Genomic DNA, 22,417 nt, shown 5'->3' on the forward strand with positions numbered 1-22,417 from the left:
TCGCTAATCAAAGAAATCATGATCAATAGGTATTTACGAAAAAAATAAACCTACCCTGTCAATTAGTCACACGAAATCCGATGACAGAAATTTGTTTAATTAACCTATAATGACTTTCCCCCAATGAATATCTCATAATACCTTTTATTGTATTTGCATGTCTGATATTATTAAATCAATAAATCATGAACACGAAACGCAAAAACAGTATTATCAAGAACAAACCATTTTAAGGAGAAGGACACACATTATGATTTCTATCGTATCTCTTAATAATAAAAGAAGTTGGCGCGCCACGCTATTGGAAAAAATAATTCGTCCCATCCCCTTAGTCAAAGACGAAAGAAAAGAGCAGAATTTTGAAAAAGCACTGATTGATAGTGAAACACCTTATAAACTACCCAAAGCAGCGCAAAAAAAATTTAACATTCACAAAGTTGCGCAAATAGATGAAACAACTTTTGAAATACAGCCACAAAATAAAAAAATTTCTAAAACGATATATTACCTTCATGGTGGTGCCTACTGGTGGCAACCTTCTAATTTACACTTCAAAATGCTACAAAAATTGGCTGATGCGAATCAAGCAAGAGTCATCATACCAGTTTATCCCAAATCGCCACGCTACACTGCTGACGATGTGTTGCCGTATATCTTAGATAACTACAAAAAAACGATTAACAAATACCATATTATGTCATCCGCGCTCACTTTGATGGGCGATTCTGCCGGTGGTGGTCTTTGCTTGTCACTATTAGAATTATTAGAACATGAAACAATAGCGCAACCCCATCGTGTTATTTTATTTTCTCCTTGGCTAGATATCAGCAACTCAAACCCTGATATGAAGTCGATTCAGCACACAGATCCACTACTAAATATAGAAGCACTAGCTTATCAAGGGGAAATATATAGTGGCAGCTTTAAGACTGACGCACCTCTTGTTAGCCCAATCAACGCTGATTTCAGCAAATTCCCACCGGTTGATATTTTTTCCGGTACGCATGACATTCTCTACGCTGATGTGAAAAAATTATCACGTCGCGATAATGATAACGTCAATTTCTATATTTTTCCAAAAATGAATCACGTATTTGTTACTTTTCCTGTCCCAGAAGCAGAAAAGGCACTGAGTATCGTCAAGCACTTAATCACGCATTGATCAGTATTTGTCTGTGGGTAACTTTGATTTCAGCCTTTTCGTTAAAAGCAAAACCACGTGCTAAGCGTTTAATTTTTAATACTTAGGAATCAGGCTCTTTCGTTGCGTTGTTAATCGTTTTAAAATAAAGAAAATAACGAGGTTATCAAACTATGCTGACAGTAATCGTCGATTTAATTCAATCAATATTTGGTGCCTTTGCTAGCGGAAAAACCGTGGCAGAGTTTGAAAAAGATGAGCCACAGGACAAAATTAAAAAATAATTGCTCATTCTAATATTAGGTTTACGCCTTAGATTATATTAACATTAATGACTATAACTACTAACCAACACAATAAACTATTGCCCCGAAAAATAAAAACATAGGAGCGTTTTAAAATGCAATCATATGCTAGTAAAGATGAATTAATTATGGCTATTAAGACTAACTATAAAAAATACATCAATGAATTCAGTAACATACCAAATGATTTGAAAGATAAAAGCATTGAAGAAGTCGATCGTACTCCATCTGAAAATCTTTCATATCAACTTGGCTGGATTACTTCGTTATTAAGTTGGGAACAAGATGAAAAAGCAGGTAAAAAAGTTGATGTACCAGCAAAAGGTTACAAATGGAACAATCTGGGCGGATTATATACCTCTTTTTATGAAACTTACAATCATTACTCTCTACCAGAATTAATTGAATTATTAAACTCAAGTGTGGCAGAACTCTGCCACTTAGTTGAATCACTCCCAGAAGATGTCTTATTTGAACCGAATAAACGTCAGTGGGCAACGACAAACGCACAATGGCCAGTATGGAAATGGGTTCATATCAATTCTGTCGCACCGTTTAAAACATTTAGAACCAAAATTCGCAAATGGAAAAAGAGTGCTCTCTGATGAATTAGATACAACTTTCCTCAGTGATATGAAACAAAAAAAATGACTCATTATTTCAATAGGTAATTAGTTCGGTACTTAACAGCAAATAATACGTGCAGAACCACGTTAAAAGCATTCAATAAAACAGTTAGGAAAATAAACAATGTCAAAAGATAGTCAAGAAACTAATACACAAACAGTAGCTTATGGTTGGCAACTAATTACACCTGAAAACACAATCGTTACCGATAATGAACAGGGCAATATCATCATTGGGGATAGTTCTAATGATTTTAGTGGTGGACCATTTATAGTGTTAAAAGTTAGCGAAAACGAAGCCACGGTAAAAGCTAGTGGTTACTTTGAACAAGGTGTATCAATTACCCTAGATAAAAAGATTATTGTTCAACGCCGTCCTGATATTGAGTTAGAGGACTAATTAACTAGTATAAAAAAGCACTCATGGAGTTATAAATAGCACAGATTCAATTAGGAGCATTTTCATCATGAAAGCAAACACATTTTGGTCCATATTAACAATTATTTTAGTAATTATATCTGGATACTTCTTATTTCTTCATCCTGACTACGTTTTTGGGATTAAATTTGGATTCCATGGTATAAACAAAACATACTACGTATCTTGTTTAGCAACTTCATTAGTTGTAACCATTGTTAGCTTAGTCGGCTGGTTTACTAACAGATATAGAAAAATTGGGTAACTATTTTGCTTATAAGACAATTTATTATTTTGTAAAAGCGATCATAAAACTTACGTGCAGAACCACGTTAAAAGCATTATTGGGGATGAAATATGAAAACACAAATTATAACTGGTTTTTGGACTGCTAAAAGTTTCGTTGAAAGATTAAACGGTACTTTAGCTGAATTGGAAACAGACGGTCACGAAATTATTGAAGTCCAGTATACTGATTCCTTTTTTTGCTACTCTGCTCTAATACTATACAAGTAAAAAAGCACTCACAGAGTGCGTACATAACGATATATGGGGATATTAAATGAAAACAGAATTGAAAAGAACTGTTAAAAACGCTGGTTTGATGTTAAGTCACATGACATTTAGCGAATCGAATTTTGCTACCGTCATTGAAATTAATGTTATCAAATACAATGATGAGGCTTGGCGCCTTGCTATGCTGATGAACGCTTCTATGTTCACATATGATTTAGGGTTATCAGAAACTAACAATGGCGCTATAAAATGTGCCGAATTTTTGTTTGAGCATGAAGCAAACAAAGAAATATTAACACTCATACGAGAGTCAGAAAATCTATAACGTCATTGTCCGACACAAAGGCAATCATAGGCAAGTGCAAAAATACTTTTTATAGATGTTAATTTTTATTCAAAATAGGAGAATTAAAACATGTTTATCGGAAAAAATGTAAAACTATCACATTATCATGAAACAGATGGTGAAAACTTAGCAAACTGGCAATGGGATGAAAACTTTCTGTCAACATTAACTAGTGATATGATTCATCCCTACACTGCCAATGACCGGGAAAAAATATTTTTAGAAAACACTGACAGTTCTGAAAATGTGTCGTTCACAATCAGAAAAACAAATGATGATAGTTTGATTGGTTATGTGACGTTAACCGACATTAGCGTTCGTAATCACTCCTGCGAATTGGGGATTGGTTTTCCTAAAGCTGAAGATCGTTCTAAAGGTTATGGTACAGAAGCAATGAAACTGATTCTTGATTATGGTTTTAATAACCTTAATATGCATAAAATCAAGTTATCCGTCTATCCATTCAATACTGGTGCCGTAAAAGCCTACACAAAGGTCGGTTTTGTCAAGGAAGGCACCGCAAAAGATGAAATTTTTTATGATGGCAAATGGGTTGACATTGATTACTATGCTATTTTTCAAGATGACTGGTTTGCAACGCAACGTTAATCACGCTCACAACAGAAAAAAATGCATCACCCACGTTGATAGTAACAATAATCAATCACACTAACAGCAAATACTCAAAAAATGTGACAAATCATTAGAAAATATAAAATATTTTTTTCTTACCAAAAAAGTCAAGCACTCCACGAGTTTAGCACTTGACTTTTTTATTGGTTTTTCTTTTGTGTCATTAACATTAAGCATAGTACTACCAAAGTGGTGCCCAGAGAAACAAAACCTGTAGTATCCGTTATTCTTCCGACCATAATCCATGATACAAATACAGATATATATAACAAATAATCCCACCAAACCAGCTCAATTTCACTATACTTGTAGCTTCTGTACACCAAATAACAGCCAACAAGCACAATTAAAACAATAACAACCCAATAAACCATCCGCCACATCATCCTTCTCTCCTCTAAATCACTCAATAATATCAATTATTAATTCGTCCTTTGACAGAGAACATACAAACGCCTATCAACTTATTGATTTTTGGTAATTTTATAGACACTGCCATCAGTTTTTCAAAAGAAAAGGCGTTACATCAAGGTTTTGAAACCCTATGCAACACCATGACATACACTAGTGGATCTGAGGGGAGTCGAACCCCTGTCCAAACCGTCCGATACACTGGCGCCTACGCTTATAGTGTTATCATTTGAATTTCATTAACTTGTACGCCATAACACACGGCTAATCAAATTAACTAATCTGATAAATTTAACATTGCCCTTCCAGATGTAAACAACAATGCGATCTGACCTTTTATGGCCTAACCTCAGACGTCAGAAACCAAGATTAAGCTACGTATTGCTGGTTTTTAAGCAGCGATTGCGTAAGAGTTTTCGTTTTTTGCAGTTAAAATGTCTGCCCGTTTAACGCCCGGACGGCGAAACGCAGCCAATGCTCTAAACAGCCTGTCGAATTCCAAAAAACAGACCCAAAACATAATAAACAATTTATTATAAACTGTCATCATATTAATTGTAACACAGGTTAAATGTCAATCATGCTTAAAAAGCTCTAAAACGCGCACGTCGCTGATTGACCAGTTCACTTGGCGTTAACTGGTTCAGCGCTTTAATTTCATCATCCAGTCTTTTTCTGATTAAATTAAAGACACGGGGATGATTGTGTGATTCCGGCACAATATATTCAATAATGTCTTTTTCAAACAAATCTTTTGCGGTTAGCCCCATAACGGCGGCAGCTTCATCACTACGTTTGCTATCTTTCCAAAGAATTGATGCAAATCCTTCTGGCGACAAAATAGAATACGTAGCATTCTGAAACATCCAAACTTGGTTAGCAGTGGCAAGCGCCAGTGCACCTCCCGAACCACCTTCACCATAAACAATGGCTATCATTGGTACCGTCAGCTTCATTGATTCAAGTATAGACTTGGCAATCGCTTCCCCTTGTCCCTGTGCCTCAGCCTCTTTACCTGGAAAAGCACCCGGTGTATTAATAAATGTGATAATTGGTCGATGGAACCGTTGCGCTTGCTGCATTAAACGTTGCGCCTTACGATAGCCCCAAGGTTCTGGAGAACCGTTGCGTTTACTCAACTTATCATGAATATCAGTTCCCTTGTCAATGACAATAATCGTCACTGGCTGACCGTTTAAAGCCGCAATCCCCCCAATAACTGACATATCATCCCCGCTCAATCGATCACCATGCAATTCGACAAAATCAGTGAATATACCATCAATAATTTCACGCGCCATGAAACGATCTTCTCGAGATTTTTTTACGACTTGAGCTGGCGTCAATTCACGCTTGAAAATTTTCAAACTATTCAAAATATCTGCTGACATATTATTCCTCTAGACTTGTATGCAACTTAACAATTTTAGCAATCATTGGTGCCAAGGACTCACGTGGCACAATTTGATCCACAAAACCATTTTCTAATAATGTTTCAACACGCTGGAAATCTTTAGGTAATTTTTCATGAATTGTAGATTCAATCACGCGGGCCCCAGCAAAACCTACCAATGCATGGGGCTCAGCTAAAGTAATATCACCTTGCATGGCAAAACTAGCTGTCACGCCACCCGTTGTTGGATCTGTCAAAACAACAAGATATAATAAACCAGCCTCTTGGTGTTGCGCAACAGCAGCAGATACCTTAGCCATCTGCATCAACGATTGAATTCCCTCTTGCATTCTCGCCCCACCTGAAGCCGTGAATAGTACGACTGGCAAACGATGAGATGTTGCATATTCAAAGAGACGCGTAATCTTTTCACCAGTCATTGAACCCAGCGAACCCATCATGAAATATGAATCCATGACACCTAATGCTACTTTTTGTTTTTCAATTGTTGCCAGACCCGTCAGGACAGATTCACCTAGCTCTGTTTGTGATTGTGCTCGTGCTAACTTCTCGGCGTAACCCGGAAATTCTGGATTAGTCATTTGAATATCGGCGTCCATTTCTTCAAAACTATCAGTTAACAAACTGACACGTTCGCGCGCTTGCAAACGAAAGCCATAGCCACAATTAGCACATACTCGAAATTCTCCAAGCTGTTTATTATACATCTGAGCACCGCAATAAGGGCAAGCAAGGAAAAGGCCATCTGGAATACGATCATTCACAGACGCATCACGTTTGATTTTTTCCTTCGAACTTTTATTTTCATATAAATCCATTTTTCTCTCCATTATAACAATACCGCACACGTTAGACGCATACGGTAGTCATTTTATTGATTATCTGGCAATGTTTGCGTCCATCTTGGTAGAAATTCACTTTCCAAATAACGTGTGTCAAATTCGCCACGTTGAACCTGTGGATCAGCTAACAAAGCTTTTTGAAAATTACGGCTAGTAGCTACACCACGAACAACAGTTTCATCAACTACGCGTTGAATTTTCTTCATGGCTGTTGGACGATCATCAGCTTTAACAATTAATTTACCAATCATCGAATCGTAAAATGGTTGAATTTTATCGCCATTAAATAAGGCTGAATCAATACGAACACCCGGTCCACCAGTTGGCAAAAAGACAAAATCAATAGTTCCAGCACTAGGTGCAAAGTGTTTTTCTGGCTGCTCAGCCGTCAAACGTACTTCAATAGAGTGGCCTTTAACGCTGACGTCATCTTGAACGACCGGCAAGTCTAAACCTGCCGCAACTTGAATTTGTAACTTAATTAAATCTAATCCAGTGACCATCTCAGACACCGGATGCTCGACTTGAATACGTGTATTCATTTCCATAAAATAGAAATGACCATCACGATCTTGCAAAAATTCAATGGTGCCAGTATTTTCATACGCCAAAGCCTTTGCGGCTTTAGTAACAATTTCGCCAAGATGGGCGCGCATGTCAGGCGTTACACCAGTAGCTGGTGATTCTTCAATCACTTTTTGATTATTTCGTTGTAATGAACAATTTCGTTCTGGCAAATAAACAACATGACCATTCTCATCACGGAACACCTGCATTTCAATGTGGCGGACACGTGACATAACTTTTTCAATATACATGTGATCATCGCCAAACGAAGCACGTGCTTCGTTCTGAGCATCATCAAATTTATCTGATAACTCATCTTCACCATAAACAAAACGCATGCCTTTACCGCCACCACCAGCAGCAGCTTTCAGCAACAAAGGATAACCAATTTTATCAGCAACTGTTTTCGCTTCATGAAAATCACGGATAAATCCCTCTGAACCAGGAATCACTGGTACGCCAGCACGTCGCATTTCTTCACGTGCGTTGGCTTTATTACCCATTAACTCAATTGTTTCTGGCCTAGGACCAATCCATTTAATACCAACTTCGCCAACCATTTCAGCAAACAATGTATTTTCAGCTAAAAAACCATAGCCCGGATGAATTGCCTCGGCTCCCGACAGCAAGGCAGCACTTAAAATATTTTTCATATTTAAGTACGAATCCTTAGGCTTGGGTCCCCCAACAGCAATCGCTTCGTCAGCGATTTGTACATGTAAACTGTCTTTATCGGCTGTTGAGTAAATAGCAACTGAAGCAATGCCCATTTCTTTTAGCGTTCGAATAATGCGAACCGCAATTTCACCACGATTAGCAACAAGCACTTTTTTAAACATGTTACTCTCCAATAATAAATGTTAGCTCAGCAGTAGTCGCTTTTTTGTCCCCAATCCAAGCAATACCCTTGCCTGTACCAATTGGGCCACGCAAGCGATCAAGTGTTACCTCTAAACGTAATTGGTCCCCAGGACGCACCATTTGACGGTAACGAGCCTTTTTAATTCCACCAAAATAGGCTGTTTTTCCCTTAAATTCAGGCATTGATAATAGTGCAACTGCACCAGTTTGTGCCAATGCTTCAACCGTCAATGCGCCGGGAAATGTTGGGTTACCGGGAAAATGTCCTTGAAAAATTTCTTCATTCACACTAATATTTTTAATAGCCACTGCTTTTTCACCAGGGACTAATTCCTCAACTGTATCCAACATTAACATTGGATAACGATGGGGTAAAATTTCTTGAATTTGTTGTGTATTTAGAACTGTCATGACTGGCTCCTTATCGTTTAATGGTCAAAAACATTGGTAATTTATTCAAAGCCGCTTAGTCTGGCTTTACAACATAAAGTGGCTTATTGTAATCAACCACTTCTTCATTTTCTACCAGAATTTCGCTAATTGTTCCTGAAACTTCACTATGAATTTCTGTCATCAGTTTCATTGCTTCGATAACAGCTACTGTTTCACCAACCGTGACCTTGTCACCAACTTGTTTAAACATTGGTGCTTCTGGCTTAGGCTGCAAATAAACCGTACCAACCATTGGCGCAACAATTTCAACACCTGCTGTTTCCGGCTGTGCCAATGCATGTGGCGCATCAACAGGAGCTGCTGGTGCTTGAGGTGTGCTTTGTGTTGCTGCAACTGGATTGATGATTGATGCAGCTTCATTTTTTGACAAATGCAAATTAAAATCGCCATCAGTCACTTCAAATTCACGTAATGAACTGTTTTCTAAATCAGCAATTAGTTGTCGGATTTCTTCAATATCTAAACTCATTTTTAAGCCTCTTCGTGCCATTTTTTAAAGACAATGACAGCATTGTGTCCGCCAAAACCATAGTTAGCGCTCAGTACATATTCAGGTGCTTGATGCTTTGTATCATCATCAACTAAATTAACCACTTTTGTGTCATCATCTTGTTCATCAACACCAACGTTAACAGGTAATTCACCACGTGTTAAGGCACCGACAGAAATCAATGCTTCAATTGCACCAGCAGCACCTAACAAATGACCGGTCATCCCCTTAGTTGATGATACAGGCACCGTATTTTCACCAAATACTGTTGCAATCGCATGCGCTTCACCAGAATCATTGGCGCCCGTAGCCGTACCATGCGCATTGATGTAGGAAATTTGATTAGCATCTAAATTAGCATCATTCAATGCATCACGCATTGCTCGTGCAGCACCTTCACCATCAGGCGAAGGAGACGTCATGTGGTAAGCGTCAGAAGAGGCGCCATAACCAACCAGCTCAGCCAAAATATGAGCCCCACGTGCTTGTGCATGCTCTAAGCTTTCAATTACCAAAATACCAGAACCTTCACCTAGAACGAAGCCATGACGGTTCTTATCAAAAGGTTTAGAAGCTTGCGTCGGATCTTCTTCTTTTGACAAAGCTGTCAAAGCTGCGAAACCGGCAATACCAATTTCGTTAACAGTTGCTTCAGAACCACCAGTCAACATTACATCAGCTTTACCTGATTGAATACGCCAGAAGGCTTCACCAATTGCATTAGTTGCGGAAGCACAAGCGGTCACAATTGTTGAGTTAATACCCTTAGCACCAAAACGTAGTGATACATTTCCAGAAACCATGTTGGGAATTGATTCTGGCACAAATAATGGACTGACACGTTGCGGCCCTTTATCATGCATTTTGATAACTTGCTCTTGAATCGTTGTCAAACCACCAATACCATTCCCCAAAATCACACCAAAACGTGTTGGATCTGCAACGGTAGTTGGTACATCAGCATCGGCATCAGCTTTCAAACCAGCGTTTTCCAAAGCCTGATCAGCAGCATCAATGGCATACTGCGCAAATAGGTCCATCTTACGAGCATCTCGCTTACCAACACGTAATGCTGGATCAAAACCATCAACCTGTCCTGCTACGGTGATGCCAGTTTCTGAAGCATCAAATTTTGTGATTGGCTTAATACCAATTTTTTCATTGAAGATACCATCCAAAAAAGATTGTGTATCGTTACCTAATGGCGTTACTGCGCCAAGTCCTGTCACTACTACTCGTGTCATAATATTTTGAGCGCTCACGGTCAACTCACCGTACACGCCTTTCCTTTCTTTATTTTACGATAATGCAGTTTATATGTATAAACCGCCATCAACTGTAATAGTTTGTCCAGTGATATAGTCGTTTTCGGCTAAAAACAATGCCGTTTGTGCGATTTCGTCAACTTGTCCAAAACGTGCCAAGGGAATGTTTTTAAGAATTTCAGCTTGTGTAGCCTCAGGCAAGGCAGCCGTCATATCCGACACAATCATACCAGGTGCAATGGCATTAACGCGAATATGGCGTCTTGCACCTTCTTTAGCCAAAGATTTTGTCAAACCAATAATACCAGCTTTTGAGGCTGCATAATTAGTTTGCCCCATGTTACCCATTAAGCCAACCACTGAACTCAAATTGATAATCACACCATGTTTCTGGCGAATCATCTTTTTAAATACTGGTTGCGTGACATTAAAGGTACCATTAAGATTAACGTTCACAACTTGTGCAAAATCTTCAGGTGTTAGGCCCATCGCCAACTGATCTTTCGTAATACCAGCATTGTTGACTAGAACATCAATTCCTTGAAAATTTTCCTGTTTATAAAGGGCTTTTAAGCTTGCTTCAGCCGCTGCTGCATCGGCAATATCAAATTGTAAAACTCGAACATCATGTTGAAATTCTGCCAATGTTTCTGCTTTAATTTCTGAACGTGCATGTAAAATTAAATTCGCGCCTGCAGCATCAAAAGCTTTAGCAATGGCTAGACCAATTCCACGTGAAGATCCCGTAATCAATACTGTTTTTCCTGTAAAATCTGGCATGTTACACCTCTGCTTTCATCAATAATTCATTGACCTCGTTAAAACTTGTCAAATCTGTAATCGCATAACGTTTGATCGTTTTAGGTGCGATTTTTTTGGCAAATTTAACCAATGTTTCTGAAGGACCAATCTCGATAAATGTATCGACACCATCAGCTACCATTTGCTCAATATCTTGAGCAAAGTAGGTAGGTGATGTGATCTGTTTTGTCAAAGTTTCATGTAACTGATTAACTTCAAATGGTTTAGCTGTTGTATTAGAATAAACCGGATACTGCAACGAATTGAACGTTTCATCTGCTAATCGCGTTGCCAACTGTGCCGCGGCATCCTTCAAAAGTGGTGTGTGAAAGGCGCCTGTTACAGGTAGTTCAACGGTTCGCTTAATTCCCGCATCCGTCAGTTTAACAACCGCTTCATCAACATCATTGGCAATACCACCGATTACTAATTGAGAGAATGTATTAAAGTTAGCTGGATAAACACGTTTGCCATCTGATTGCATTGCCGTCAATACATCAACAACTAATTGCTGATCATCTCCCATAACTGCAACCATTTTACCAGGATTTTTGTCGCCAACAGCTTGCATATAAGCACCACGATCTTTGATAATGGCAACAGATTGTGCAAAGCTAAATGCACCTGCCACAGTCAGTGCTGAATACTCACCCAAGCTCAATCCTAAGCTAGCTACGGGTTGTGGTAATCGCTCACCTAATGCCTTAACTATGGCCACACTCATTGCCAATATAGCTGGTTGCGCATACTGTGTTTGGAATATTTTTGCTTCGTCTTGAACAACTGTTGCTAAATCATACCCCAATATTTCACTGGCTTGATCGATTGTCTCACGATATACCGGCAAAGCTTCATACAAATCAGAACCCATACCCACTTGTTGGGCACCTTGACCACTGAATAATAAACCAATTTTCATGTTAAACCCCATATACCATATTTATAAGAAACAACCCAATCAAATTGGGTTATCGTCCTATTTTGTTGTATTCTCAACACCCATTAAGTCGGTTGCTTGTGCCCAAATATCTTCTAGAATTTCAGCCACTGGCTTTTCATCATGAATTAAACCAGAAATTTGACCGGCCATGAAAGCACCACCGTCTTTATCGCCTTCTTGTACAGCACGCTTCAACGTACCAGATTCCAACTTTTCAATTGCTTCGGCATCTGGCTTTTCTTTTTGAAGTTCATTCACCTCGTTTTTAACAAACGATTTCGCCATTTTGTTTTTCAAAACACGCGCACGATTGCCAAGTAAATTACCTGTTACGATTGTATCAATATCTTTAGCTTTTAGAATCTTAGCTTTAAAATTAGGATGGACTTCTGACTCAGCTGCTGTTAAAAAGCGAGTTCCCATTTGGGCGCCGGCAGCTCCCAACATAAATGCAGCAGCCACACCGCGACCATCACCAATGCCACCAGCTGCAATCACTGGAATATCAACCGCATCAACAACTTGAGGTACCAAAGCCATTGTGGTTAACATACCAATATGTCCACCTGATTCCATACCTTCAGCAACTACGGCATCAACACCCTTTTTTTCCATCATTTTAGCCAAAGAAACTGATGGTACAACTGGCATAACAATAATTCCTGCTGCATGTAACTCATCCAAAAAAGGTGATGGATCCCCAGCGCCAGTGGCAACCACTGCAACTTTTTCTTCTATAATAACATCAAAAACTTCACGGATATGGCGGCTCAGTAGCATCACATTGACACCAAATGGCTTGTCAGTTAACGCTTTTGCACGCTTAATTTCGCGGCGTACATCTTCTCCATGCCAATAGCCAGTACCAATAATACCAAGACCACCGGCTTCTGAAACTGCTGCTGCTAAAACACCTGTTCCGGCCCACGTCATTCCCCCTTCGACAATAGGGTATTTCATGCCTAATTTTTCAAAGATTGGGTTTGTTATTTTTACTGTCATGCTCTCATCCTTAAACTTATAGTATGTACGCGGTTTCCCGCATCAATTAGGCAGCCAACTGTTCCTTGATCTTGTCAACCAAGTCTTGAACTGTCTTGATGTCTTCTGCCACGGCAAGTTTGATATCAAAGTCATCTTCAACACGGTTCAAAACTTCAAACAAATCTAATGAATCAGCATCAATATCATTTGTTAAGTCAGTTGTTAATGATACTTCATCATCTTCCAAATCAAATTGGTCAACCAAAATTTCTTTTGTCTTGTCAAAAATTTCTGCGTCTGTCATGTTAATTATTCTCCTGTAAAATGTGTGTATAGTCGTTAGATTTTTGCGGTGCAGCCGACTACACCGAATTGATTATAATTGCCAAACTTGTGCGCCAACGGTAAGACCACCACCAAATCCAGCTAATGCTATGGTCTGTCCAGCATGTACTTGACCTGACTCAACTAAATCATTTAGTAAAATACCAATGCTTGCTGCACTCGTATTGCCATTAATTGCCATATTAATTGGAAACTTTGACATCGGTTGTTTGAATCGTTTAGCAATTGAAGCTACAATACGAGAATTGGCCTGATGTAGTAAATAATAGTCAACATCGTCTGGCGATATTTTAGCCTGTTCTAAAGCTGCTTGCAGTGCCTCGGGCACCTCTCGGGTCGCAAAATTATACACTTCACGGCCATTCTGATGAAAATACGGATCGAGTGCACTAATTTCTTTTGAAAATGGATTATCATTTGCAAATTTACCGGCAACTAGATTATCACCTTTTTCACCAAAAGTTCTAAGTTCTTCAGCTAACAAGCCAACATTTTCCTGTGTGCGTTCAACGATAACGCCAGCTGCGCCGTCACCAAACAAGACAGCTGTGGTTCGATCATGCCAGTCAACTAGCTTCGAAAGGACTTCAGCGCCAATGACTAAGCCACGGCGATAGCGTGTCATTAACAAACTAGAAGCAACGCTCATACCATAAACAAATCCCGAGCAAGCTGCACTTAAATCAAATGCGAATGCGTTATTTGCACCGATATTTGATTGAACAATTGCTGCCGTACTAGGTGACAAACTATCAGGCGACATAGTGCTGACAATAATAAAATCAAGCGTTTCTGGTGCAATGCCTGTTTTTTCTAACAGTTTCTTAGCAACACTAGTTGCCAAATCACTCGTATTTTCGGTTGTAACAACGTGTCGCTGATGAATACCAGTGCGCGTATAAATCCACTCATCATTAGTATCCATCAACTTGCTTAATTCATCATTTGACACCACATTTTCGGGTGAATGGCTCGCAACTGCAACCATTTTAATTTGTTCCATGTTGCCCTCACTTACTCAATATTGCCATCAAATAACTTTTTAAATTATGAATGGCGCGCTGTACAGCAGAAGCTTCTTCTGTTGTCATACCCGCCATAAAATTATGAGCCATATCACGGTGGAAGCCTTGATGTGCACGGTAAACCACTCGTCCTTTATGCGTTAAACCAAGTTTAACAACACGCCGATCAGTTCGTGAACGGCGGCGCTCAACATAACCTTTTTGTACTAATTTATCAATGGCTGTGGTCATCGCACTCGGTGTGAGATGAATCATTCGAGCCACTTGCGAAGCGCTTTTTTCATCATACATTGAGATAGCATCAATGGTGTGCATATCTTTCAAGGTAATATCTGAAAAATAACTACGTTTCAAGGAAGCTTCTTCAATCCACATTACATTGTTAAAAACATCAACAAGGTCACTATTTATTTTTTCAAAATCAGTTGTAATTGCTTCAGTCATTTTTTTCATCTGGTGCCACCACAAACATCAACTCTGCTGATGTCGCAGTTTTACCATCAACTTTGGCCTCGACCAATACGCTTCCCATGTTTGCGCGTAACTTACCAAATGTGACATGCAATTTCAAGACGTCGCCAGGTTTAACCATTTTCTTAAACTTAGCGTTATCAATACCTGTCATATAGGCTGTCTTGCCCTTGAATTGTGGTGAGGATAAAATCAAAATTGATGCTGCTTGCGCTAGTGATTCAATGATTAAAACACCAGGCATCACGGGATTTCCCGGAAAATGTCCTTGGAAAAACTGCTCGTTAATCGTGACATTTTTGACTGCCACAATTGATTCATCCGGTACCATCTCCTCAACGTAATCCATATATAAAATAGGATAACGATTCGGGATCAAATTCATAATTTCAGTCGTTGTAAGAACTGCCATAATGGTTCCTCTCTAAGAAATACTTCGATAATCAAAATATATGATAGTCAAATGTTATCACAGAGTATTTCGATTGTCAAACTAATTTTGTGACTCAAAAATTTTGTTGGTAATAAAAAACACCCGACACGCGGGTGTTTAAAAAGTTAAAACAATTAGTCGATTCTGCCATTCCGTCATAAAATCGTCACTCCGCCATTCCTGAACCCGAGCAGTATTATAACCGACAGCAGCATTATAATAAATATTATTACCTACTTTCAGTGGCGCAGGATGTAAATGTAAATGGCCAGTAACCGTGGCGATTGTATAGGATTGATCTAACGCTTGTCCCAGTCGATTACTACCCAAAAAAGCATTGGCCATATCTAACCTTGCATTTCCATTCGGAAAACGTTTGATATAGTCGTCTCTTGGCACAAAGTGGCTCACTAAAACGGTTTGACGATTGCCAGCGGCTAACAGTTGCTCGTTAATCTGTTTCAGGTTAATATCAAAGCGTTCTTTATCACTCATTGGCTGATCAATTCGACGATCAAACCAGAAAGCTTTTTTAAATTGTTCAATTTGTGCTTGTGTATAGTCCTGACCGACAAAACTATAATCGTACCAACCATTATTACCGATTAATCTTACGTCATCAGTTAAGTCGATGTATTTATTATGGAAATATAGTGGATCAATGTCACTTTCTAACTCGTCATAACTAGCATTTTTGCCCATATCATGGTTACCAGCAATAAATCGGATCGCCATTTTGTCTTGCACCAGCGTCTGCATTTCTTGTGCAAAAGATAACGTTTCTGCAAAATCATTAAATGAATCACCAGCAATAACATATAATTGAACATTTTGATTTAACAAATAAAGCGCTTGAGCATGCATTGCGCGTTTAACATCAATGTGATTTAAATCAAAGTGATTATCTGAAGAAAATGCAACTTTCACAAATAGAACTCCTGTTCGATATTTGAGTAAAGTATATCACATTTAAGACGAATATGCTGTTATCGCAACATTTGTTTAAGATTTGTTTGATTTTTATTACTTTTTGCAACATTAGTATATTAAAAACCGCACTTTGCGATTAATTGCAACAAAAAAACCGCTAATGCGGTTTTCCCATAATGACATCTTACCCTAAGGTATGTGATGCCTTTAATTTTACAATGTTGCGAAGTGTAACAATGTACGGATCATGTTTGATGTGAAACCGTATTCGTTGTCATACCATGCAGCAACTTTAACCAATTGTTGTCCTTCACCAGCAACAACTTCAGTTTGTGTTGGATCGAAGACAGTACCATGTGTATCGTTGATGATATCAGTAGATACCAATCCGTCACCATTGTAACCAAATGAATCAGATTCGTACTTCTTCATAGCTGCATTAACTTCTTCAACTGTAACGTCCTTCTTCAAGACTGCAGTCAATTCAGTAATTGAACCATCAGGAACAGGAACACGGATAGCTGAACCAGTCAACTTACCATCCAATGAAGGTACAACCAAACCGATAGCCTTTGCGGCACCAGATGAATGTGGCAATGAGTTTGAAGCGGCATCACGGTTAGCTTGACGCTTTTCAAACTTAGCTGACTTTGGTCCATCTTGCAAGCTTTGTGAAGCTGTGTAAGCGTGAACTGTCAACATCAAACCAGTCTTAACACCAAATTCCTTTTCCAATACGTTAGCGATTGGAGCCAATGATTGCGTTGTGCATGAACCAGCAGAAACAATCTTGTCATCTGCTGTCAAGATGTCTTGGTTAACACCGTAGACAACTGTTGGAACTGCGCCAGCCGGAGCTGAAACCAATACCTTCTTAGCACCTGCATCCAAGTGAGCTTGTGACTTTTCAGCTGAAGTATAGAAACCAGTAGCTTCCAATACGTAATCAACACCATCATTAGCAACCCACTTCAAGTCAGCAGCGTTACGTTCTGAGTAAACAGCATAGTGCTTACCATTAACGATAATACCACTTTCATCAGATGAAACATCAGCATGCAAAGTACCGTGAATTGAGTCATACTTCAACAAGTATGCCAACATATCAGGACTTGTCAAATCGTTGATAGCAACAACTTCGATATCTGATGCTTTGTCTGACAACTCAAGGATGCGACGGAAAGCCAAGCGGCCAATACGTCCAAATCCGTTAATACCAATCTTAACAGTCATGTGTTTTAGATCCTCCAAAAATTTTTGACTTATGTCAACACCAATATTATAGCACAAAGTTCAACAATGAGCGAATGCGAGACCGTATAAAAAAGAACTTGATTAACAACAAAAAACAACCCTTTTTAACTATTATCACATATAAAAAATGACACTGAGATTTTTCTCATTCACAGAATACTTTTTTGGCAGAACAATAAAGTCATTACAATGAATATTACAGACTACGACAATACTGATTTCACGGCACATATTATTCTAATTTTTTAACAACAGCATTAAAACTTATGACGTTTTGTAAGCTAAACCGAATTGCACTATGTACAAATAACTGATAGAATATGATAAACGTTTTCATTTTTGCATACCGCCATCTCATGAGCTTTTTCAAAGGTGATAGTGATACATTATATATCATCAAAAACATTGCAAACGTTGATCAAATAAGCAATCAAAGGACTACAATATGCACAACTCCAAATCGCAACATATCGCCATATTGGCGGTAATTATCGCTTTTAACATTGCACTATCTTATGTAATAAAAATTCCCGTCCCAGCTACCAACGGCTTTGTCAATCTTGTGGAAGCCGGTATTTTCATCGCCGCGCTTCTTGGTGGTGCTCGAAGCGGATTGATTGTTGGCGGTATGAGTGGCTTACTACTTGATTTACTTGCTGGCTATCCACAGTGGATGATTTTTTCATTAGTCATTCATGGTGCCGAAGGATTTTTGGTTGGCTATATTGGCTATCGCAAATCAATTTTCCCACAGGCAATTGCTCTACTAATTGGTAGTCTTGTCATGGTTATTGGCTACGTTTTTGCAGGCGCAATTTTGTACAACTGGCCTGCTGGGCTTGCTTCGATTGTTGGTAATATTGCGCAGGCAGTTATGGGATTAATTGTTGCATTAATCTTAATTCCAGTTTTCAAACGCATGCCACAAATTGATTTAAAAGTATAAAAAACACGACTCAATATGAGTCGTGTTTTTTATTCAATACCAGATCCTGGTTCAATTGAATCAGGCAAAATTGTAACGGTAACAATGTCATTTTTTTCTGCTGACAAAATCATGCCCTCAGATAATTCACCAGCCATTTTCCTTGGCTTCATGTTGGCAACGATTGCAACAGTTTTGCCAACCAAAACAGCGGGATCAGCATACCACTTACGAATACCAGACAAAATTTGTCGTGGCTTACCAGAACCATCATCAAGTGTGAATTTCAACAATTTTTCAGACTTAGCAACAATTTCTCCTGCAGTGATTTTAGCTGCCAAAATTTCTACTTTAGCAAAATCATCATATGTGATTAATTCTTTTTCTGGTGTCGTGTCTTTATTAGCGGCAGCAATAGCTGCTTCTTTTACAGCACGACCTTTTCCTTTAGTGTCCTTGGAAACTAAACCAGAAATAAATGCCACTTCTTCATCAACATTTTGACGTGGGAATATTGGTTCACCTTTGGCAACAACGTGGCCACCAGTTGGTAATTTTCCGAATGTCAAGCCACCAATTGCGACACCTTTTTCAGCATACGCCAAGCCCAATTGTTCAAATATTTTGCGGGGGGCTTGTGTCAAAACCGGTTGCAACAGTACGGCAACGACACGTAATGCACCGGCAAGATGTGCCATAACGCTTGATAAAATCGGCTTAGCATTGTCATCTTTAGCCAAAACCCAAGGTTGTGTCTCGTCAATATATTTATTAGCTCGACGAATAATTGTCCAAACACTTTCAAGTGCGTCTGCTGTACGAAGTTCACGGAAGTTTTTGTTGTAGCTAACAATCGCGTCCTCAATAGTGCGAACCAGATCTTCGTCAAATGCGGTTTTACCAGTATGAAGTTCAGGTATCACACCACCTTCATATTTATTAATCATGGCAACAGTTCGGTTAAGTAAGTTTCCTAAATCGTTTGCCAAATCATAGTTCACACGGGCGACAAAGTCTTCAGGGGTAAACACGCCATCATTTCCAAATGGCATGGCACGCAATAAGTAGTAACGAACTGCGTCCAAACCATAGCGTTGTTCCAACACCTCTGGGTAAATAACGTTACCCTTTGACTTCGACATTTTACCGTCTTTCATGACTAACCAGCCATGACCAATAACCGTTTTGGGCAATTCTAATCCAAGTGCGTGCAGCATAATTGGCCAGTAAATCGTGTGGAAGCGGACAATTTCTTTACCAACTAATTGCACATTGGCTGGCCAGAATTTATCAAACAAAGCTGTGTCATCTGAATCATAGCCAAGCGCAGTAATATAATTTGCTAAAGCATCAATCCATACATAAATCACATGCTTTTCATCCCCTGGGACAGGCACGCCCCAGTCAAATGATGTCCGCGTGACCGCTAGATCTTCTAGTCCGGGCGCAATAAAATTATTAATCATTTCATTCATTCGCGCTTCAGGTTGAATAAAATTAGGGTGCGTTTTGTAGTAATCTAACAACCAGTCTGCATATTGACTCATTTTGAAAAAGTAAGCTTCTTCTTTGACGAGTTCAACTTCATGTCCTGATGGTGCCTTACCACCAATTACTTTACCCTGCTCGTCGTGATAGACTTCAGCAAGTTGTGATTCGGTGAAATATTCTTCATCTGAAACAGAATACCAACCCTCATATTCACCCTTATAAATATCACCATTTTCAAGTAATTGCGTAAAAATCTTTTCAACTGCTTGTTCATGGCGATCTTCTGTCGTCCGAATAAAGTCATCGTAGGAAATATCCATTAACTGCCACAAGCCTTTGATTTGCTTAGCCATGCCATCAAGATAGGCAATTTCTGACGTGCCAGCAGCTTTTGCTTTTTGTTGGATTTTCAAACCATGTTCATCAGTACCTGTTAAAAAGTACACATCGTCACCCAAAAGGCGGTGATATCGCGCTGCAGCATCAGCCAATACTGTCGTATAAGTATTGCCAAGTTGCAACTTACCTGATGGATAATAGATAGGTGTCGTGATGTAGAAAGTTTTGTCTTTCTTCACAGAAAATTGTTGCTCTGCCTTTGAAAATTTGTCGTAAATGACAGCTGAATCTGTGTGATTGGCAGTGTTAAATAAAACATTGTTTGGTTCTGACATATGAGTCTTCCTCTTTCTTTAACGTAACCTAACTCATTCATGAAATGGGTACGTTTTTTGCCATATGAGGCTTAGTATATAAGATTATTATAACCAAAATTAGGTATTTTTCATAGGAAATTTCATTTTTTTATCGAAGCAAGGACACTTTCATTTTAAAAACAAAACCGGTAAACTGTAATTGATTAGGAGATAACTTAATGTCACAACTTGAATTAATTACCAAATACATGACAACTGTCCTAACAAAGGACAACACCGGACACGGGACTGACCACATTATGCGTGTGTTGGCGCTGGCAGATAAGATTCTGGCTAATGAGCCTGATGCTGATGCCTTTATCGTTCATGCAGCCGTTTTACTCCATGATGTGTATGACGATAAATTATATGACAGCGAAGCAGACGTGATTGCTGCTAAAAATGCTATGATTTCCTTTTTATTGTCAATTGGCGTTGATCCTGAAAAAATCGAAGCTATTACGGATATTATTGATAATATGTCTTGGTCACATTCGTTAGGAAATGCAACTCATTTAACGCTCAATGGTCAAATTGTTCAGGATGCAGACCGTCTTGACGCAATTGGTGCTATCGCTGTTGTACGAGCAATCACATACGGTGCTGTTAAAAATCGTGTCTTATATGATCCAAGTATTCCACCCAGAATCGCAAAAGACAAAACGACCTATCGCAGCAATGACAGTACCACAATTAATCACTTTTATGAAAAATTGTTGCTCATTAAAGACAAGCTAAATACTGACACAGCTCGTGCCATTGCAATACCAAGACAACAATTCATGCTAGACTTTTTGAGCGAATTTAAAGCTGAATGGTCTCTTGAAAAATAAACTTGCAGAATAATTACTGACATGTTAAGCTTATATTGAATTTGGAGAAATAATGTTAAAAATGATGATTACAACTAAAAATTGTGTCCACCGGCGCTTGTTAGCACCGGTATTTTGACGTATTTTCATCCACATCAAACTATCACTTACTAACGCAACAGGCGCTTATCAACTTCATTTGATAAGCGCCTTTTTCTATGGAGAAAATCATGAAGAAAAAAATCATTGTCACAGCAATTGCACTAATCATTGTCATCGTAGCCGTATTCAGTATTGCAACCCGACATACATCTCAAAAATCAGAAACATTAACATCTGGCACATTAACCATCGGTTTGGAAGGCACTTATGCACCTTTTTCATACCGTCAAAACGGCAAATTAACTGGATTTGAAGTTGAGTTATCGACCAAAATAGCCAAAAAATTAGGCTTAAAGCCTAAATATGTTCAAACAAAATGGGACTCCTTAATTGCTGGCCTCGGTGCAAAACGATATGATGTCGTTTTTAACAATGTTGGAATCACACCAGAACGTCAAAAAAACTATCGTTTTAGTTCACCATACATTTATGCTAAAACCGTTTTAATTAAACCATCAACTGCCACAGACTTAAGAACATTAGCTGATATCAAAGGCAAAAAAATGGCGCAATCCACAACTTCTAATTTTGGAGCACTTGCAAAGAAATCTGGCGCAGAAATAGTAGCCGTTCCCGGTATAACAGAGGCTATGAATATGGTTACTACTGGTCGCGCTGATGGCACTTTAAATGATATGGGTGCTTACCAAGTATGGAAAAAAGCAAATCCGTCAGCTAAAACAGCTGCCATTGATTTAAGCAAAGAAAGTCCTGCTGCTCCCGCCGGAGCACTCATCAATAAGAATAACAAAACCTTACAAGGAAAAATTAATCAAGCATTGGCTGATCTACGCGCTGATGGTACGTTAAAGTCATTATCAATCAAATATTTCAATACGGATTTAACTGTAAAGTGATTCG

Annotated in this window: 26 protein-coding genes and 1 other RNA gene; 9 read left to right on the forward strand and 18 right to left on the reverse strand. The window is 38.8% G+C overall.

Translation table 11 applies throughout. The annotated features are described in order from the left end of the window. The first annotated feature begins 250 nt into the window (after positions 1–250). The 6 genes from ACI3ES_RS09285 to ACI3ES_RS09310 all read left to right on the forward strand — a co-directional run bounded on the left by ACI3ES_RS09285 (position 251) and on the right by ACI3ES_RS09310 (position 3,961). A complete protein-coding gene (locus tag ACI3ES_RS09285) occupies positions 251–1,162 on the forward strand; it encodes an alpha/beta hydrolase (RefSeq protein WP_181809860.1) in 912 nt (303 codons plus the stop codon). A 379-nt stretch (positions 1,163–1,541) separates the two neighbouring features. Continuing rightward, on the forward strand, positions 1,542–2,051 hold the full coding sequence (locus ACI3ES_RS09290) for a ClbS/DfsB family four-helix bundle protein (protein WP_142511324.1): 510 nt from the start codon (positions 1,542–1,544) through the stop codon (positions 2,049–2,051). A gap of 145 nt (positions 2,052–2,196) precedes the next feature. Continuing rightward, on the forward strand, positions 2,197–2,472 hold the full coding sequence (locus ACI3ES_RS09295; RefSeq protein WP_114667352.1) for a hypothetical protein: 276 nt from the start codon (positions 2,197–2,199) through the stop codon (positions 2,470–2,472). 375 nt (positions 2,473–2,847) lie between these two features. Next, the gene (locus ACI3ES_RS09300; protein ID WP_181809859.1) at positions 2,848–3,006 is read left to right on the forward strand and encodes a hypothetical protein; all 159 of its coding nucleotides are present in this window, start codon (positions 2,848–2,850) and stop codon (positions 3,004–3,006) included. 46 nt (positions 3,007–3,052) lie between these two features. Beyond that, on the forward strand, positions 3,053–3,331 hold the full coding sequence (locus ACI3ES_RS09305; RefSeq protein WP_114667351.1) for a hypothetical protein: 279 nt from the start codon (positions 3,053–3,055) through the stop codon (positions 3,329–3,331). A gap of 90 nt (positions 3,332–3,421) precedes the next feature. Continuing rightward, the gene (locus ACI3ES_RS09310) at positions 3,422–3,961 is read left to right on the forward strand and encodes a GNAT family N-acetyltransferase (protein WP_114667350.1); all 540 of its coding nucleotides are present in this window, start codon (positions 3,422–3,424) and stop codon (positions 3,959–3,961) included. Positions 3,962–4,125: 164 nt separating this feature from the next. On the opposite strand, the gene ACI3ES_RS09315 is transcribed toward ACI3ES_RS09310, so the two are convergent. From ACI3ES_RS09315 to gap, 17 genes are all read right to left on the reverse strand, one after another. Then, on the reverse strand, positions 4,126–4,371 hold the full coding sequence (locus ACI3ES_RS09315) for a hypothetical protein (RefSeq protein WP_181809858.1): 246 nt from the start codon (positions 4,369–4,371) through the stop codon (positions 4,126–4,128). Positions 4,372–4,550: 179 nt separating this feature from the next. Then, positions 4,551–4,909: a transfer-messenger RNA gene (gene ssrA / locus ACI3ES_RS09320) on the reverse strand. A 71-nt stretch (positions 4,910–4,980) separates the two neighbouring features. Continuing rightward, positions 4,981–5,787, reverse strand: coding sequence for a carboxyltransferase subunit alpha (accA, locus tag ACI3ES_RS09325; RefSeq protein ID WP_114667349.1), 807 nt, complete (start codon positions 5,785–5,787; stop codon positions 4,981–4,983). 1 nt (position 5,788) lies between these two features. Beyond that, a complete protein-coding gene (gene accD, locus ACI3ES_RS09330) occupies positions 5,789–6,628 on the reverse strand; it encodes an acetyl-CoA carboxylase, carboxyltransferase subunit beta (RefSeq protein WP_004913641.1) in 840 nt (279 codons plus the stop codon). Positions 6,629–6,681: 53 nt separating this feature from the next. Further along, the gene (locus tag ACI3ES_RS09335; RefSeq protein ID WP_114667348.1) at positions 6,682–8,058 is read right to left on the reverse strand and encodes an acetyl/propionyl/methylcrotonyl-CoA carboxylase subunit alpha; all 1,377 of its coding nucleotides are present in this window, start codon (positions 8,056–8,058) and stop codon (positions 6,682–6,684) included. A 1-nt stretch (position 8,059) separates the two neighbouring features. Beyond that, the gene (gene fabZ, locus ACI3ES_RS09340; protein WP_004913636.1) at positions 8,060–8,491 is read right to left on the reverse strand and encodes a 3-hydroxyacyl-ACP dehydratase FabZ; all 432 of its coding nucleotides are present in this window, start codon (positions 8,489–8,491) and stop codon (positions 8,060–8,062) included. Between the two features lie 55 nt (positions 8,492–8,546). Next, the gene (gene accB / locus ACI3ES_RS09345) at positions 8,547–9,002 is read right to left on the reverse strand and encodes an acetyl-CoA carboxylase biotin carboxyl carrier protein (RefSeq protein WP_114667347.1); all 456 of its coding nucleotides are present in this window, start codon (positions 9,000–9,002) and stop codon (positions 8,547–8,549) included. Positions 9,003–9,004: 2 nt separating this feature from the next. Further along, entirely contained in the window at positions 9,005–10,267 is a 1,263-nt protein-coding gene (fabF, locus tag ACI3ES_RS09350; protein ID WP_036066926.1) for a beta-ketoacyl-ACP synthase II, read from the reverse strand. Between the two features lie 69 nt (positions 10,268–10,336). After that, the gene (fabG, locus tag ACI3ES_RS09355; protein ID WP_114667346.1) at positions 10,337–11,068 is read right to left on the reverse strand and encodes a 3-oxoacyl-ACP reductase FabG; all 732 of its coding nucleotides are present in this window, start codon (positions 11,066–11,068) and stop codon (positions 10,337–10,339) included. A 1-nt stretch (position 11,069) separates the two neighbouring features. Beyond that, on the reverse strand, positions 11,070–12,008 hold the full coding sequence (locus tag ACI3ES_RS09360) for an ACP S-malonyltransferase (RefSeq protein WP_004913626.1): 939 nt from the start codon (positions 12,006–12,008) through the stop codon (positions 11,070–11,072). A 57-nt stretch (positions 12,009–12,065) separates the two neighbouring features. Continuing rightward, complete coding sequence (locus ACI3ES_RS09365) at positions 12,066–13,031, reverse strand: nitronate monooxygenase (RefSeq protein WP_004913623.1); 966 nt, start codon at positions 13,029–13,031, stop codon at positions 12,066–12,068. A 46-nt stretch (positions 13,032–13,077) separates the two neighbouring features. Further along, on the reverse strand, positions 13,078–13,317 hold the full coding sequence (locus ACI3ES_RS09370) for an acyl carrier protein (protein ID WP_004913621.1): 240 nt from the start codon (positions 13,315–13,317) through the stop codon (positions 13,078–13,080). A gap of 72 nt (positions 13,318–13,389) precedes the next feature. Further along, the gene (locus ACI3ES_RS09375) at positions 13,390–14,361 is read right to left on the reverse strand and encodes a beta-ketoacyl-ACP synthase III (RefSeq protein ID WP_114667345.1); all 972 of its coding nucleotides are present in this window, start codon (positions 14,359–14,361) and stop codon (positions 13,390–13,392) included. Between the two features lie 7 nt (positions 14,362–14,368). Next, positions 14,369–14,827 (reverse strand): MarR family winged helix-turn-helix transcriptional regulator, encoded by a 459-nt coding sequence (locus ACI3ES_RS09380; protein WP_371866744.1) that lies wholly within the window; start codon positions 14,825–14,827, stop codon positions 14,369–14,371. Then, on the reverse strand, positions 14,820–15,266 hold the full coding sequence (gene fabZ / locus ACI3ES_RS09385; RefSeq protein ID WP_004913613.1) for a 3-hydroxyacyl-ACP dehydratase FabZ: 447 nt from the start codon (positions 15,264–15,266) through the stop codon (positions 14,820–14,822). The genes ACI3ES_RS09380 and fabZ (ACI3ES_RS09385) overlap by 8 nt, the downstream gene beginning before the upstream one ends. Before the next feature lie 138 nt (positions 15,267–15,404). Beyond that, a complete protein-coding gene (locus tag ACI3ES_RS09390; RefSeq protein ID WP_114667343.1) occupies positions 15,405–16,214 on the reverse strand; it encodes a metallophosphoesterase in 810 nt (269 codons plus the stop codon). Positions 16,215–16,430: 216 nt separating this feature from the next. Further along, positions 16,431–17,450 (reverse strand): type I glyceraldehyde-3-phosphate dehydrogenase, encoded by a 1,020-nt coding sequence (gene gap / locus ACI3ES_RS09395; RefSeq protein WP_004913607.1) that lies wholly within the window; start codon positions 17,448–17,450, stop codon positions 16,431–16,433. A gap of 466 nt (positions 17,451–17,916) precedes the next feature. Here gap and ACI3ES_RS09400 point away from each other — a divergent pair, with 466 nt between their 5' ends. Beyond that, positions 17,917–18,417, forward strand: a complete 501-nt coding sequence (locus tag ACI3ES_RS09400; RefSeq protein WP_080518957.1) for an ECF transporter S component — start codon at positions 17,917–17,919, stop codon at positions 18,415–18,417. A 29-nt stretch (positions 18,418–18,446) separates the two neighbouring features. Here the strand turns inward: ACI3ES_RS09400 and metG are convergent, their stop codons facing one another. Beyond that, entirely contained in the window at positions 18,447–20,561 is a 2,115-nt protein-coding gene (gene metG / locus ACI3ES_RS09405; protein ID WP_114667342.1) for a methionine--tRNA ligase, read from the reverse strand. Positions 20,562–20,761: 200 nt separating this feature from the next. Here metG and ACI3ES_RS09410 point away from each other — a divergent pair, with 200 nt between their 5' ends. Further along, complete coding sequence (locus ACI3ES_RS09410) at positions 20,762–21,415, forward strand: HD domain-containing protein (RefSeq protein ID WP_114667341.1); 654 nt, start codon at positions 20,762–20,764, stop codon at positions 21,413–21,415. Between the two features lie 209 nt (positions 21,416–21,624). After that, positions 21,625–22,413: a transporter substrate-binding domain-containing protein gene (locus tag ACI3ES_RS09415; protein ID WP_142511326.1), complete on the forward strand. Its 789-nt coding sequence runs from the start codon at positions 21,625–21,627 to the stop codon at positions 22,411–22,413. Positions 22,414–22,417: the final 4 nt, after the last annotated feature.

The sequence above is a fragment of the Leuconostoc falkenbergense genome (genome assembly GCF_045801155.1).
GTDB classification, from domain to species: Bacteria; Bacillota; Bacilli; order Lactobacillales; family Lactobacillaceae; genus Leuconostoc; species Leuconostoc falkenbergense.